The organism is Streptomyces sp. NPDC059852 (assembly GCF_042731455.1).
Taxonomy (GTDB): Bacteria; Actinomycetota; Actinomycetes; order Streptomycetales; family Streptomycetaceae; genus Streptomyces.
In genome coordinates this window covers 341,996-356,718 of the sequence record NZ_JBHWJK010000001.1, presented here as the reverse complement: position 1 = coordinate 356,718, position 14,723 = coordinate 341,996, and the positions used below count along the sequence as shown (strand labels likewise).

Sequence of the window (14,723 nt, the reverse complement as noted above, 5' to 3'; positions counted from 1 at the left end):
CGGCGTGCCGTCAACGGCCGAACCCGCCGACTACGATCGCCCCATGCCGGATACAGGCGGCGTCCGCGAGGTGAAGTCGGCGGCGCGCACGGTCGAGCTGCTGGAACTCCTCGCCGCGCGCGGGGACCGCCCGGCCCGCCTCCAGGAGCTCGCCGACACGCTCGACGTGCCGCGCAGTTCGATGTACGCGCTGCTCCAGACCCTGATCGCGCGGGGCTGGGTGCGCACCGACGTCACCGGCTCGCTGTACGGCATCGGCATCCACGCCCTGCTGACCGGCACCGGCTACCTCGACTCCGACCCGCGCGTCCGTCTCGTCCGGCCCTCTCTCGACGAGGCGTCGCAGGCACTCGGCGAGACGGTCCACCGGGCACGGCTGGACGGCCGGGACGTCGCCTACCTGGCCACCCGCGAGTCGCACGCGTACCCGCGGACCCTCAGCCGGGTCGGCCGCCGCCTCCCGGCGCACGCGGGCGCCCTGGGCAAGGCACTGCTCGCCGAACGCCCCGACTCCGCCCTGCCCGAGGGCCCGTACCCGGCGCTGACACCCCGCACCCACACCACCCGCGCGTCCCTGGCCGCCGACCTCGCCGAGGTGCGCGCACGCGGCTGGTCGGTGGACCGCGAGGAGAGCGTCCCCGGCATCATCGGCCTCGGCTTCGCCCTGCGCTACGACACCCCCGCGCAGGACGCGATCAGCTGCTCGGTGCCGGTGGCCCGCTGGTCGCCCCGGCACGAGGAGCGGATCGTCGCGGTGATGCGGGAGATCCGGGCGAAGATCGAGGCCACGGCCCCCGGAGCGGCGGGCGGAACGGTGCACTGGCGCAGGTGAGAGGCGTCGGCGGGACCCGCTGAGGCATCGCTGCTACCCCGCTTCACCCACTCCAAACAGAACGTGCCCCAGATCACACCGCCCGCCCTTCTTCGCGCGTCCCCGTGCTTGATACAAATTGCCCGCGCGTTCCTGTCCGTCGACGGCCTGCGCCCCTCCCCCTTCTGTGCCTCTCCTTCGCATGCCCTGGGAACGCCCGTGCTCGCCCCCCGCACCACCCCCTGGCCCCTCGTCGCCCTCTTCACGGCCGGGTACCTCGCCCCGTATCTCCTGCCGACCGTCGTCGGCCGGCTCGACTCGGGCCTTCCGCTCACCCCCACCCAGGCCGGCGCCATCGGCAGTGTCCTGCTGTTGAGTTCGGCGGCGGCCGGCTTCCTGCTGGCCTCCCGCGTCGACCGCCTCGGCGCCCGCAGGCTCGCCCGGGCCGGGCTGGCCCTGGCGCTGCTCGGCTACGGCGGGGCCGCGCTCGCGCACGCCGTACCGGCCGTCGTCCTCGGCGTCATGGCCGGCGGCCTCGGGTCCGGCACCGTCACCGCGGTCGCCGCCACCCGGATCGCCGCCCTCGGGGCGGACCCGGCCCGCACGGGACGCGGCACCTGGCGCACCGACCCGCACCGGGTCACCACCGCGGGCCTGCTCGGGGTCTCCGCCCTCGCGGGCGCCCTCTATCTGACGGTCCCGCACCTAGGTCCCGGCCACGACCGGCCGCTGGCGGCGATCGCGCTCACCGCACTCGCGGTCTGGCCGCTCACCGGCCGGCTCCCCGCCGCCGAGGCCCCGTCGGCGTCGGCCGCGGTCCAGCCCCCGGCCCCGCTCCCCCACCGCCGGCACGGCCTGATCCTCGCCGGCTGCATGCTCCTGTGGTCCCTCGCGCAGAACTCCCTGTGGGGCGTCAGCGGCCGGATCGGCCTGGACCAGGCCCATCTGACGGAGGCCGCCGTGGGCGCGGTGTTCGCCGTGGCGCTCGGCGCCGGGCTGCTCGGCGTGACCGGGGCGGGCGCCCTCGGGCCCCGGCTCGGCCGCGCGCTGCCCGTCGGCGGCGGCACCGCCCTCATCGCCCTGTGCATCGCGCTCAGCGCGTCCGCGACGGACCTGACGACGTTCGCGACCGGTGAGATCGCCTGGAACACGGTCTACCCGATCGTGCTGTCGTACGTCATCGGCCTGGCCGCCTCCCTCGACGGCCGGGGCCGCTGGGCGGTGCTCGTCGGCTCGGCGTCGTCGCTGGGCACGGCGGCGGGCCCGCTCACCGGGAGCGTGCTGTCGGCCGGGGCGGGCTTCCCGGTGATGGGCGTGATCCTGGCGGCGGGGCTGCTGCTGGTCGCCGTGCCGCTGACGGTGGTGGCGCTGGGCCGCCGCACTCCGGAGCCGGCCGCGACCGCGGACGTCGAGGTCGTCGCCATCCCGCTGGACACCACCGAGGCCGCCCCGGAGCGGCTGGCCCCCGCCACCTAGAAGGTCAAGAAGGCCGGCGCTTCGGGAAAGGGACCCGGAGCAGGTCGTGCGCCACGGTCAGGTCGCCGTCGAAACCGGCGGCCCGCGCCTGCCGCTCGAACTCCGCGGGGTCGGTGTAGCGCTGGCTGAAGTGGGTGAGCACCAGGTGCCCCACCCCGGCGTCCCGCGCCACCCGGGCGGCCTGACCGGCGCTCAGATGCCCGTGCTCCTCCGCGAGGGAGACGTCCTCGTCCAGGAAGGTGGACTCGATGACGAGCATGTCGCAGCCGTCGGCGAGGGCGTACACCCCGTCGCACAGCCGGGTGTCCATGACGAACGCGAACCGCTGCCCGCGCCGGACCTCGCTGACGTCGTCGAGCGTGACCCCGCCGAGCGCGCCGTCCCGCTGGAGCCGGCCGACGTCCGGGCCCTTGATGCCGTGCGCCGCGAGCCGCTCGGGCAGCATCCGGCGGCCGTCGGGCTCGACCAGGCGGTAGCCGTACGACTCGACGGGGTGCGACAGCCGGGCGGTGTGCAGCGTGTACGCGCCGGTGTCGGCGACGACCCCGTCGGCGTCGACCGGGGCCTGCGCGATCTCGGCGGTCTCCCGGTAGGCGGTGGCGTACCGCAGCCGGTCGAAGAAGCGCTGCCCGGAGCGCGGGTAGTGGGCGGTGACGGGGTGCGGCACCCGGTCGAGGTTGATCCGCTGGATCACCCCGGCGAGTCCCAGCGAGTGGTCGCCGTGGAAGTGGGTGACACAGATGCGGTTCAGGTCGTGGGCGGCGACCCCGGCCCGCAGCATCTGCCGCTGGGTGCCCTCGCCGGGGTCGAACAGGATGCCCTCACCGTCCCAGCGCAGCACATAGCCGTTGTGGTTGCGGTGCCGGGTCGGGACCTGGCTCGCCGTCCCGAGGACGACCAGTTCACGGACGGACACGGCCGCTTATCCGGGGGGCCACTCGAGACCGCGGCCGCCGAGGACGTGGGCGTGTGTGTGGAAGACCGTCTGGCCCGCGCCCGCACCGGTGTTGAACACGATGCGGTAGCTGTCCAGCTTCTCCTCGTCGGCGACGGCCTGGGCCTCGCGCAGGAGGTCGGCGGCGAGCGCCGGCTCGGCGGTGGCGAGCGCGGCGGCGTCCTTGTGGTGGGCCCTGGGGATGATCAGGACATGGGTGGGTGCCTGCGGGTTGATGTCGCGGAAGGCGACGGTCGTCTCGGTCTCCCGCACGATCGTCGCCGGGACATGCCCCGCGACGATCTTGCAGAACAGGCAGTCGTCCTGCGGCTCCCCAGCCATGGTTCCTCCGGGCGTTGGACGGCGACGGTGTGACCGGGGCATCGTATCGCCGCCGGGTGCCGCCGCGCGGAGGGTGATCGCGCGGCGGTCCCTCAGCGGTCCCTCAGCGGCCGGGCAGGGCGGGCGGGGTCTTCGCCGGCGTGGTCTCCAGCGCCTCCAGCGCGATCCGGATCGCCTCGTCCAGCTGGGCGTCCCGGCCCGCCGCCCAGTCCTGCGGGCGCTGGACGACCTCCACGTCCGGGTCGACACCGTGGTTCTCCACGCCCCAGCCGTACCCCTCCAGCCAGATCGCGTACTTGGGCTGGGTGACCAGGGTGCCGTCGACCAGGTGGTACCGGCTGTCGATGCCGATGACCCCGCCCCAGGTGCGGGTGCCGACGACCGGCCCGAGACCCAGCGCCTTGATCGCCGCGTTGACGATGTCGCCGTCGGACCCGGAGAACTCGTTCGCCACGGCCACCACGGGACCGCGCGGCGCGTCCAGCGGATAGCTGTACGGGCGCATGCCGCGCGGCAGTTCCCAGCCGACGATGCGCCGGGCCAGCTTCTCCACGACCAGCTGCGAGGTGTGCCCGCCGCCGTTCTCCCGCACGTCCACGACCAGGCCCTCGCGGGCCACCTCGACCCGCAGGTCGCGGTGGATCTGGGCCCAGCCGGGCGCCTGCATGTCGGGCACGTGCAGATAGCCGAGCCGGCCGCCGGACCGCTCGTGGACGTACGCCCGCCGGTCCGCGACCCACGCGTGGTAGCGCAGCGGCTCCTCGTCGGCGACCGGTACGACGACGGTGTGCCGGGCGTCCCCGCCGCCGGCCGGCGCGATCGTCAGCTCCACCGGTCTGCCCGCGGTGCCGACGAGCAGCGGGCCGGGCCCGGTCACCGGGTCCACCGGCACCCCGGCCACCGCGGCGATCGCGTCACCGGGGCGCACCGCGACGCCCGGTGCGGCCAGCGGCGCCCGCGCCTCCGGGTCGGAGGTCTCCGACGGCAGGATCCGGTCGATGCGCCAACCGCCGTCCTCGTGGCGCGAGATGTCGGCGCCGAGCAGGCCCTGCCGGGGTCCGCCGCCGTACGCCTGCCCGCCGACGTACGCGTGCGAGGTGCCCAGTTCGCCCTGCACTTCCCACAGCAGGTCGACCAGGTCGTCGTGGGTGGCCACGCGGTCCAGCAGCGGCCGGTAGCGGTCGAGGACGCCCGCCCAGTCCACGCCGTTCATGTCGGCCCGCCAGAAGTGGTCGCGCATGATGCGGCCGGTCTCCTCGAACATCTGCCGCCACTCCGCCGACGGGTCGACGCGCTGCCGCACCCGGCCGAGGTCCACGGCGACGTGGGAGTCGCCGTCCTCGTCGCCGGAGGCGCGCCGGTCGCTCGGGACGACCTTGAGCCGCCCGTCCGTCCACAGCAGCACCCGTTTTCCGTCGCCGCTGACCTCGAAGTGGTCGGCGTCGTCCGCGAGATGCTCCACGCGCCGCTGCACGAGGTCGTAGCGCTCCAGCTCGGTCTTCGGCTCGGGGTCGTCGAGGCCGGCCCGGGCCGCCCCGAGCACGCCGCGCACCGGGTGCCGCAGCCACAGCACCCCGTCCTTGGCGGCCCGCAGATGCGCGTAGCGGGCGGCCTCGACCGGGAACGGCACGATCCGGTCGGCGAGCCCCTCCAGGTCGATCCGGGTGGCCGGGGTGCCCTCGCTGTCGGGGGTCTCGTCCTTGTCCGGGGTGTCGAAGGCCCGCCCGTGCCGCTGTGGGCCGAACGGGGACGGCGTGGTCGCGGCGAGGGTGATCAGATGCGGCCGGGAGCCGACCACGAACGCGAGGTCGAAGACGTGCTCGTCGTAGACGGGGTCGAAGGCCCGGGTGGACAGGAACGCCAGGTGCTTGCCGTCGAGCGTGAACGCGGGCGCGTAGTCCCGGAACCGCAGCGGGGTCGCCTCGGACACCGACAGGTCGGTGGTGTTGGCGAGTCTCAGCTGGGACAGCGGGTCGGGGCCGGGGTGCGCCCAGGCCAGCCAGGCGGAGTCCGGCGAGAACACCAGTCCCGAGACGGGGCCGTCGGCGCTGCGGTCCACCTCGCGGACCTCGCCGGTCTCCCGCTCGACGAACAGGAGCCGTCCGTCGTGCGCGGCGACCGCGGCCCGGCTGCCGTCGGGCGCCATGGCCAGCTCCAGCACCCGGCCGAGCCGTCCGGCGGCGAGCCGGCGCGGGGTGGTGCCGGGCGCGAGACCGGTCGCGGGCGCGAACTCGAGGGCGTCCTCGCCCTCCGCGTCCGTCACCCACACCACCCACTCCTCGCCGTCCGCGCGGAAGGTGCGCGGCAGCCGGGCGCGGACGCCGGGCTCGGCGGCGAGGGCGCGGGCGGGGCCGGAGCGGTGGGTGACCCAGTGGACGCTGCCGCGGACGGCGACCGCGCTGCCGCGCGCGGTGTGGTCGGGGGACGCGGAGCCGAACCAGCGGGCGGCGTTCAGGAGGTACGGCCGGCGGTCGGTGCGCTGCCCGCCGAGCCGCACACCGAGGCGCCGCGGCTCGGCCGTGTCCAGGTCGTCCAGCAGCCACAGCTCACCGGCGCTCGCGTAGACGACGCGGGTGCCGTCGCCGGAGGCCTGCCGGGCGTAGAAGCCGTCGACCGGCGTGTGGCGGCGCAGGTCCGAACCGTCGGCGAGGGAGGAGTACACGGCGCCGACGCCCTCGTGGTCGGAGAGGAACGCGACCCGGTCGCCCGCCCACAGGGGGCACTCCAGGTTCCCGTCGAGTTCCTCGTGCAGCCGGACGAAGTCGCCGTCGCCCTCGCGGTCGATCCACAGCTTGCCCGCGGTGCCGCCCCGGTAGCGCTTCCAGCGGGCGGCCTCCAGTCCCATCGGCGCGGAGGCGAGCAGCAGGTGCGGCCCGTGCACGACGTCGCCGACGGGCCCGTACGGCAGGGTGGTGGCGGGTCCGCCGTCGAGCGGGACGGCGTGCGCCCACGTGCGGCGGCTGCCGCCCTGGCCCCAGGTGCTGATGGCGAGGACCCGGCCGTCCGGGGTCCAGCCGCGCACCCGGGTCCGCTGGCTGCCCCAGTGGGTGAGGCGGGTGGAGGGGCCGCCGTCGACCGGCGCGATGTGCACCTCGGGCGCGCCGTCGCGGGTGGACGTCCAGGCGACGGTCGTGCCGTCGGGCGAGATGCGCGGCGAGGTGACGGGGATGTTGTCGGCGCTGACCCGCCAGGCGCGGCCGCCGTCGAGCGGGGCGAGCCAGACGTCGTCCTCCGCGGTGAACGCGACGAGGTCGCCGTGCAGATGCGGGTACCGCAGATAGGCGGGCGGGACCGGGGTGGAGGTCGCGGGCTGTGTCACGCGATCACCCTAGGGAAGGGTGAGGGCCGCGGACAGGGCTTCGGGGCAGTTCCCCACGTCCGGTGGCCGACCGCTCACTTGCCCTCCGGCCAGCAGTTCGGGCGCTGTTGGCAGTAGACGGTCTTCGTGACGGTCACGGTGACGGTCGGGCCGGGCCGCCCGCCGTCGCCGGGCCCCACCGGGGACGGCGTGGCGTCGCACCTGCCGAGGCCGTTGACGTGGAACCACTGCTTGCCGCCGATCTTCGCCACGAGGTCGCCGCGTACGCAGGAGCCGCTGACGGCCCGGGTGATCCGGCCGGTGACCGTGATGTCCTTGCCGTCGGAGGTCTCGCCCTCGCAGTCGACCTTGACGACCGTCCGCTCGCCGGCCTTCGGCGAACTCCCGCCGCTGCCGCCGTCGTAGGAGCCGGTGCAGTTGAGCCACTGGACGTCGGCCTTCTGCCGCTCCAGCTCCTTGGTGACGGTCTGGTCGGTCGTGAACGCCACGGACGCGGCGCTCAGCCCGCCCGGATCGCAGGCGGTCATACCGCCGGCTCCCAGCACGGCGAGCGCCGTCACGGCGGCCCCTTGTGCCACACGGCCCCGGATCCTGTGCGAAACCCCCATGGAAGGGCAGCCTGCCACTGTCCCGCGTGTCGCGGTAGGGCGCATACGGCCACGCCGTGTCAGGACCAGCGGCCGGTGCGCCCCAGCAGCAGGGCCGTCGCGGCGGTCCCCGCGGTCGAGGTCCGCAGCACGGAACGGCCGAGGCGGTAGGCCCGCGCGCCGGCCTCCTCGAACACGGCCAACTCCTCGGGGGATACGCCGCCTTCAGGTCCGACGACGAGCATCAGGTCGCCCTCGGCGGGCAGTTCGGCGGTGGCCAGCGGCTCGCTGTCGTAGTCCCGGTCCTCGTGCAGGACGGCGGCGAAGGCCGCGCCGGCGAGGAGAGCGGCGACCTGCTTGGTCGTGGCCGCCTCCGTGACCTCGGGGAAGCGCACCCGGCGCGACTGCTTGCCGGCCTCGCGGGCGGTGGCCCGCCACTTACCGAGGGCCTTCGCGCCGCGCTCGCCCTTCCACTGGGTGATGCAGCGGGCGGCCGCCCAGGGCACGATCCGGTCGACGCCGGTCTCGGTCATGGTCTCGACGGCCAGTTCACCCCGGTCGCCCTTGGGCAGGGCCTGTACGACGGTGATCCGCGGCCGGGGCTCGGGCTCCTCGGCGACCGCGCCCAGGTCGACGACCAGCCGGTCCTTGCCCTCGGCGGCGGCGACGACGCCCTCGGCCCAGTGCCCCAGCCCGTCGGTGAGGACGACCTCCTCGCCGGCCCGCAGCCGCTTCACGGACACGGCGTGCCGGCCCTCGGGCCCGTCGAGGACGTACGGCCCGCCGGCGTGCTCCAGGGAGTCGACGACGAAGACGGGCGCGGTCATCGGGTGGGTCCCTTCGGGTGGGCGGACAACGCTGTCGAGGCGGCCTCCAGCTCGGCGGCCAGGACCTCCACCAGCTGACCGGCGGGCAGTTCGCGGGCCTGGCGGTGGCCCTGTCCCGCCCACAGCGCCATGCCCTGCGCGTCGCCGGACGCGGCGGCCTTCTTGCGCAGCGGCGCGGTCAGGTGGTGGACCTCGGGGTAGGCGGCGGGCGCGTACGGGCCGTGCTCGCGCAGGAAGCGGTTGACGAGGCCACGGGCGGGGCGGCCGGAGAAGGCGCGGGTCAGCTCGGTCCGGGTGAACAGGGGGTTGGTGAGCGCCTGCTTGTGCACGGCGTTCGCGCCGGACTCGTGGGTGGCCAGGAAGGCCGTGCCGAGCTGGGCGGCGCGGGCCCCGGCGGCGAGGACGGCCGCGATCTGGCCGCCCCGCATGATGCCCCCGGCGGCGACCACGGGGATGCCCACGGTCTCGCGGATCTGCGAGACCAGGGTGAGCACACCGAGCCCGGCGCGCTCGGCCTCGGGGTTGTCGCGGTGGGTGCCCTGGTGGCCGCCCGCCTCGACACCCTGGGCGATCACGGCGTCCGCGCCGGCCCGCTCGACGGCCAGGGCCTCGTCCGGGGTGGTGGCGGTGACGAGGGTGAAGGTCCCGGCGCGCCGGAGGGACTCCAGCACGTCGGCGCCGGGCACCCCGAAGTGGAACGAGACGACCGGCACCGGGTTGTCGAGCAGCACGGCGAGCTTGGCGTCGTAGCCGTCGTCGCGGCCGCTGTCGGGGTCCCCCAGCTCGGTCTCGTACCAGACGGCCTCACCGGCGAGCTGATGGGCGTAGACGTCCACCGCGGCCGGGTCGGCCTGCTCCGGCTGCGGCATGAAGAGGTTGACGCCGAAGGGGCGCTGAGTCAGGCTCCGCAGCTGCTTGATCTCCTGGTACATCCCGTCGGCGGTCTTGTACCCGGCGGCGAGGAAGCCCAGCCCCCCGGCCTCGGACACGGCAGCGGCGAGCTGCGGCACGGAGACACCGCCCGCCATGGGGGCCTGCACGATCGGGTGCGGCAGGAGATCGGTCAGCGCGGAGGACATGCCCGCATGGTGTCACGTCCTCCGAACAAGTCCGAATCGGCCCTTCCCCTTGCGGCGGAAGGGATCGGGCCGCCCGGTCAGCGCCCGTTGAAGGCGTCCTTCAGCCGCGAGAACAGCCCCTGCTGACCCGGCTGGAACTGGCCCTGGGGCCGCTCCTCGCCACGCAGCTTGGACAGCTCGCGCAGCAGGCGCTCCTGCTCGGGGTCGAGCTTGGTGGGCGTCTGCACCTCGACGTGCACGATGAGGTCGCCGCGGCCACCGCCGCGCAGATGGGTCACACCGCGGCCGTGCAGCGGGATCGACTGGCCGGACTGGGTGCCGGGCCGGATGTCGACCTCCTCCATGCCGTCCAGCGTCTCCAGCGGGACCTTGGTGCCGAGCGCCGCCGCCGTCATCGGGATGGTGACGGTGCAGTGCAGGTCGTCGCCGCGCCGCTGGAAGGTGGCGTGCGGCAGCTCGTGGATCTCGACGTACAGGTCGCCGGCGGGACCGCCGCCGGGGCCGACCTCGCCCTCACCGGCCAGCTGGATCCGCGTGCCGTTGTCGACGCCGGCCGGGATCTTGACGGTGAGGGTGCGGCGGGACCGCACGCGTCCGTCGCCCGCGCACTCCGGGCACGGCGTGGGGACGACGGTGCCGAAGCCCTGGCACTGCGGGCAGGGGCGCGAGGTCATGACCTGGCCCAGGAAGGACCGGGTCACCTGCGACACCTCGCCGCGGCCGCGGCACATGTCGCAGGTCTGCGCGGAGGTGCCGGGCGCGGCGCCCTCGCCGTTGCAGGTGTTGCAGACGACGGCGGTGTCGACCTGGATGTCCTTCGTGGTGCCGAAGGCCGCCTCGTCGAGCTCGACCTCCAGCCGGATCATCGCGTCCTGGCCGCGCCGGGTCCGCGAGCGCGGGCCGCGCTGGGACGCGGTGCCGAAGAAGGCGTCCATGATGTCGGAGAAGTTGCCGAAGCCACCGGCGCCGAAGCCGCCCGCGCCCGCGCCGCCCGCCTGGGACAGCGGGTCGCCGCCGAGGTCGTAGACCTGCTTCTTCTGCGGGTCCGACAGCACCTCGTAGGCGGCGTTGATCTCCTTGAACCGCTCCTGGGTCTTCGGGTCCGGGTTGACGTCCGGGTGCAGCTCGCGGGCGAGCCGCCGGAAGGCCTTCTTGATCTCTTCCTGCGACGCGTCGCGACGCACGCCGAGCACGGCGTAGTAGTCCGTGGCCACCTACGACTCCGCCAGGATCTGTCCGACGTAACGTGCCACTGCGCGTACCGCTCCCATCGTTCCCGGGTAATCCATGCGGGTCGGTCCGACCACGCCGAGCTTGGCGACTGCCTCGCCGCCCGAACCGTAGCCCACCGACACGACGGACGTGGAGTTGAGTCCTTCGTAGGCGTTCTCGTGCCCGATGCGCACGGTCATGCCCGAATCCCCCGCCTCGCCCAGCAACTTGAGGAGCACGACCTGCTCCTCCAGGGCTTCGAGCACCGGCTGGATGGTGAGGGGGAAGTCATGTGTGAAGCGGGTCAGATTGGCGGTTCCGCCGATCATCAGCCGCTCCTCGTTCTCCTCGACGAGTGTCTCCAGGAGGGTGGAGAGCACGGTCGAGACGGTGCCGCGGTCCTCGACGTCGAACGCCTCGGGCAGGTCCTCGACGAGCCGGGGCACGTCGGTGAAGCGCCGGCCGGCGACCCGGCTGTTCAGCCGGGCGCGCAGGTCCGCGAGCGAGGCCTCGCCGACGGGTGCGGGGCAGTCGATCATCCGCTGCTCGACCCGGCCGGTGTCCGTGATCAGCACGAGCATCACGCGCGCGGGGGCGAGCGAGAGCAGTTCGACGTGCCGGACGGTGGACCGGGTCAGCGACGGGTACTGCACGACGGCGACCTGCCGGGTGAGCTGCGCGAGCAGCCGTACCGTCCGCGCGACGACGTCGTCGAGGTCGACGGCGCCGTCGAGGAAGTTCTGGATGGCGCGCCGCTCGGGCGGGGTCATCGGCTTCACACCGGCGAGCTTGTCGACGAAGAGCCGGTAGCCCTTGTCGGTGGGGATGCGCCCGGCGCTGGTGTGCGGCTGCGCGATGTAGCCCTCGTCCTCCAGGGCCGCCATGTCGTTGCGCACGGTCGCCGGGGAGACGCCGAGGTTGTGCCGCTCGGTGAGCGCCTTGGAGCCGACCGGCTCCTCCGTCCCGACGTAGTCCTGGACGATCGCGCGCAGCACCTGGAGCCTGCGTTCACTCAGCATCTCGCGCACACCTCCAGCGGTCGGTCCCCTTGGCGCCGTTCCTGGCACTCTGTCCGTCCGAGTGCCAGCCGTCCCCGGCCAGTGTACGGCGGTGGGGTGCACCCCGGGCAAGGCCGGTCGGTTTCACCTCCGTGCTCCGCGGGGGTGTCCTGTCCGGTCACAGCGCTAGCGTCGCGGTATGACGGTGACTTGGGAAGAGCTCGGGTGGGAGCGGTTGGCGGACGGGGTGGGCAGGTGCCGTCTGCCGGGCTGGGACTGCACCGTGGGGCTGGTCGTGGGCGACGGGACCGCCCTGGTCGTGGACGCCGGTTCGAGCCTCGCGGAGGGGGCGCGGCTGCGGACGCAGGCGCAGTGGCTCACGGGTCACCGTGTGACCCATCTCGCGCTGACCCACCCCCACTTCGATCATGTCTTCGGCGCCGCGGCGTTCGCGGGCGCGGAGGTCTACGGGCCGGTGGGCGTGGAGACCGTCCTGCAGGGGCGGCGGGCGCGCGAGGAGCTGCGCGGGGACGCGGTGCGCCACGGCCTGGACGCGGCCGCGGCGGAGGAGGCGGCGGACGCGCTGGTCGTGCCCCGCCATCCGGTGAGCGGCGAGTGGACGCTGGACCTCGGCGGCGGGCGCCAGGTCCTGCTGGCGAACGTGGGTCCGGCGCACACGGCCCACGACCTGGTGGTCCTGGTGCCGGGCCGGCTCCCCGGCGAGCCGGAGGTGGTGTTCTGCGGCGACCTGGTGGAGGAGTCCGGGGAACCGCAGGCCGGCCCGGACGCCGTGCCGTCGCACTGGCCGGCCGCGCTGGACCGTCTCCTCGGCCTGGGCGGCGAGGACGCGCTGTACGTGCCCGGTCACGGAGCGGTGGTGGACGCGGAGTTCGTACGACGGCAGCGCGACGGGCTGGCCGCGAGATTCGGCGTGTCGCGGTGACCGGGGGGCCGGTTCTCCTATCGTCATCCGAATGCGCCAGTACTCCCCGGATCTGACCCCGCCCTGGAAGAAGCCCGCGTCCGTCCCCGAGGTCCCGGCGGAGCCGGGGCTGGTGGTCGAGGAGCCCGGTACGGGTTTCTGCGGCGCGGTGATCCGCTGCGAGGCGGGCACGGTCACCCTGGAGGACCGCTTCGGCAAGCACCGGGTGTTCCCCATGGAACCCCGGGGCTTCCTGCTGGAGGGCCGTGTGGTGACCCTGGTGAAGCCGGCCGCCGGCCCCACGCGCCCGACGCGCACGGCGTCCGGTTCGGTGGCGGTCCCGGGCGCGCGGGCCCGGGTGGCCCGCGCCGGGCGCATCTACGTGGAGGGCCGGCACGACGCCGAGCTGGTCGAGAAGGTGTGGGGCGACGACCTGCGCGTCGAGGGCGTCGTCGTGGAGTACCTGGAGGGCGTCGACGACCTGCCGGCGATCGTCGACGAGTTCGCGCCGGGCCCCGACGCGCGGCTGGGCGTCCTGGTGGACCACCTGGTGCCGGGCTCGAAGGAGTGGCGGATCGCACAGGCGGTGACGAGCGAGCACGCGCTGGTCGTCGGCCACCCGTACATCGACATCTGGGAGGCCGTGAAGCCCTCGTCCCTGGGCATCGAGGCATGGCCCCGGGTACCGCACGGCCAGGACTGGAAGAAGGGCGTCTGCCGCGCGCTGGGCTGGCCGTCGGACAACACCGGCGCGGTGTGGCAGGCGATCCTGAAGCGGGTCGGCTCCTACAAGGACCTGGAGCCGGAACTGCTGGGGCGGGTGGAGGAACTGATCGACTTCGTCACGGCAGGCGGTGACGCCGGACGCCCGTGAGGGTTCCGAACTCGCCCGTGTCCAGTTCCACACCGAGCGGTTCGAGCAGCACGGGATCACCGAACTTCGTGATCCACTGCCCACGATAGTCGGCTTGGTCAGTCCACCAGGTCCCTGACCACCGCGTCCGCGAGCAGGCGGCCGCGCAGGGTCAGGACCGCACGGCCCTCGTCGTACGGCCCCTGCTCCAGCAGGCCCTCCGACAGGGCTCGGCGGGACGCGCGCAGGCCCTCCTCGTGGAGCAGGTCCAGCGGGGCGCCCTCGCGCAGGCGCAGTTCCAGCAGGATGCGTTCGACGCGCCGGTCCTCGTCGGTGAGGAGTTCGCGGCCGGCGCCCGGGGAGCGTCCCTCCGCGAGGGCCGCCGCGTAGGCGCCGGGGTGCTTGACGTTCCACCAGCGGACGCCGCCGACGTGGGAGTGGGCGCCCGGTCCCGCGCCCCACCAGTCGGCGCCGCGCCAGTACAGCTCGTTGTGCAGGCAGCGGCCGGCCTCGGTGGTGGCCCAGTTGGACACCTCGTACCAGGAGAAGCCCGCCTCGGAGAGGGCGGACTCGGCGATCAGGTAGCGGTCGGCATGGACGTCGTCGTCGGTCATCGGGACCTCGCCCCGGCGGATGCGCCGGGCCAGCTGGGTGCCCTCCTCGACGATCAGCGCGTACGCCGACACATGGTCGGGCCCGGCGCCGATCGCGGCCTGAAGGGACGCCCGCCAGTCGTCGTCGGACTCTCCCGGGGTGCCGTAGATCAGGTCGAGGTTCACATGATCGAAGCCGGCCGCACGGGCCTCGGCGACGCACGCCTCGGGACGGCCGGGGGTGTGGGTGCGGTCCAGGACCTTCAGGACGTGCTGCCGCGCGCTCTGCATGCCGAACGAGATCCGGTTGAAGCCGCCCTCGCGGAGCGTGGCCAGGTAGGCCGGGTCGACCGACTCCGGGTTGGCCTCCGTGGTGATCTCGGCGTCCGGCGCCAGCCCGAACTCGTCGCGGATCGCCCCCAGCATCCGTACGAGGTCGCCGGCGGCCAGCAGGGTGGGCGTACCGCCGCCGACGAAGACCGTGCGCACCTCGCGCGGGTCGTCGCCGAGCACCTTGCGGGCCAGGCGGATCTCGTCGACGAGGGTCTCGGCGTAGTTGTCCCGGGACGCCAGGACGCCGCCGCTGCCGCGCAGCTCGGTCGCCGTGTAGGTGTTGAAGTCGCAGTAGCCGCAGCGGGTCGCGCAGTACGGGACGTGCAGATAGAAGCCGAGGGGGCGGTCGGCCGCGCCGGTGAGCGCGTGCGGGGGCAGCGCGCCGTCGGCGGGGACGGGCTCGCCGTCGGGGAGTGCGGAGGGCATGGGCTCCATTG

At 74.3% G+C, this 14,723-nt stretch carries 13 protein-coding genes; 4 read left to right on the top strand and 9 right to left on the bottom strand.

The features are described 5' to 3' along the window. Positions 1 to 43 precede the first annotated feature (43 nt). Both ACFV46_RS01580 and ACFV46_RS01575 read left to right on the top strand, forming a co-directional pair. On the top strand, positions 44 to 832 hold the full coding sequence (locus ACFV46_RS01580; RefSeq protein WP_385496686.1) for an IclR family transcriptional regulator: 789 nt from the start codon (positions 44 to 46) through the stop codon (positions 830 to 832). Positions 833 to 1,030: 198 nt separating this feature from the next. Then, complete coding sequence (locus tag ACFV46_RS01575) at positions 1,031 to 2,287, top strand: MFS transporter (protein ID WP_385496685.1); 1,257 nt, start codon at positions 1,031 to 1,033, stop codon at positions 2,285 to 2,287. A 4-nt stretch (positions 2,288 to 2,291) separates the two neighbouring features. On the opposite strand, the gene ACFV46_RS01570 is transcribed toward ACFV46_RS01575, so the two are convergent. From ACFV46_RS01570 to hrcA, 8 genes are all read right to left on the bottom strand, one after another. Beyond that, a complete protein-coding gene (locus tag ACFV46_RS01570) occupies positions 2,292 to 3,203 on the bottom strand; it encodes a ribonuclease Z (protein WP_376726569.1) in 912 nt (303 codons plus the stop codon). A gap of 6 nt (positions 3,204 to 3,209) precedes the next feature. Continuing rightward, the gene (locus ACFV46_RS01565; RefSeq protein WP_361923845.1) at positions 3,210 to 3,563 is read right to left on the bottom strand and encodes a histidine triad nucleotide-binding protein; all 354 of its coding nucleotides are present in this window, start codon (positions 3,561 to 3,563) and stop codon (positions 3,210 to 3,212) included. Between the two features lie 103 nt (positions 3,564 to 3,666). Beyond that, on the bottom strand, positions 3,667 to 6,882 hold the full coding sequence (locus tag ACFV46_RS01560; protein WP_385496684.1) for a S41 family peptidase: 3,216 nt from the start codon (positions 6,880 to 6,882) through the stop codon (positions 3,667 to 3,669). Between the two features lie 74 nt (positions 6,883 to 6,956). Next, positions 6,957 to 7,490 carry a hypothetical protein gene (locus ACFV46_RS01555; RefSeq protein ID WP_385496683.1) on the bottom strand — a complete coding sequence of 178 codons (534 nt, stop codon included), beginning with the start codon at positions 7,488 to 7,490 and terminating at the stop codon, positions 6,957 to 6,959. A 59-nt stretch (positions 7,491 to 7,549) separates the two neighbouring features. Next, entirely contained in the window at positions 7,550 to 8,296 is a 747-nt protein-coding gene (locus ACFV46_RS01550) for a 16S rRNA (uracil(1498)-N(3))-methyltransferase (protein ID WP_385496682.1), read from the bottom strand. Continuing rightward, positions 8,293 to 9,375: a nitronate monooxygenase gene (locus ACFV46_RS01545; RefSeq protein WP_361923853.1), complete on the bottom strand. Its 1,083-nt coding sequence runs from the start codon at positions 9,373 to 9,375 to the stop codon at positions 8,293 to 8,295. Before ACFV46_RS01545 ends, ACFV46_RS01550 begins: the two co-directional genes overlap by 4 nt. Before the next feature lie 77 nt (positions 9,376 to 9,452). After that, the gene (gene dnaJ / locus ACFV46_RS01540; protein ID WP_361923855.1) at positions 9,453 to 10,589 is read right to left on the bottom strand and encodes a molecular chaperone DnaJ; all 1,137 of its coding nucleotides are present in this window, start codon (positions 10,587 to 10,589) and stop codon (positions 9,453 to 9,455) included. Next, positions 10,590 to 11,606, bottom strand: coding sequence for a heat-inducible transcriptional repressor HrcA (hrcA, locus tag ACFV46_RS01535; protein WP_361339355.1), 1,017 nt, complete (start codon positions 11,604 to 11,606; stop codon positions 10,590 to 10,592). It abuts the gene before it with no gap. 178 nt (positions 11,607 to 11,784) lie between these two features. Between hrcA and ACFV46_RS01530 the strand changes: the two genes are divergently transcribed. Beyond that, entirely contained in the window at positions 11,785 to 12,528 is a 744-nt protein-coding gene (locus ACFV46_RS01530; RefSeq protein WP_376726573.1) for an MBL fold metallo-hydrolase, read from the top strand. 31 nt (positions 12,529 to 12,559) lie between these two features. Next, on the top strand, positions 12,560 to 13,381 hold the full coding sequence (locus tag ACFV46_RS01525; protein ID WP_385496681.1) for a DUF3097 domain-containing protein: 822 nt from the start codon (positions 12,560 to 12,562) through the stop codon (positions 13,379 to 13,381). Between the two features lie 98 nt (positions 13,382 to 13,479). Here ACFV46_RS01525 and hemW read toward each other — a convergent pair whose 3' ends face one another. After that, positions 13,480 to 14,712, bottom strand: coding sequence for a radical SAM family heme chaperone HemW (hemW, locus tag ACFV46_RS01520; RefSeq protein WP_376726575.1), 1,233 nt, complete (start codon positions 14,710 to 14,712; stop codon positions 13,480 to 13,482). Between the last annotated feature and the right edge of the window lie 11 nt (positions 14,713 to 14,723).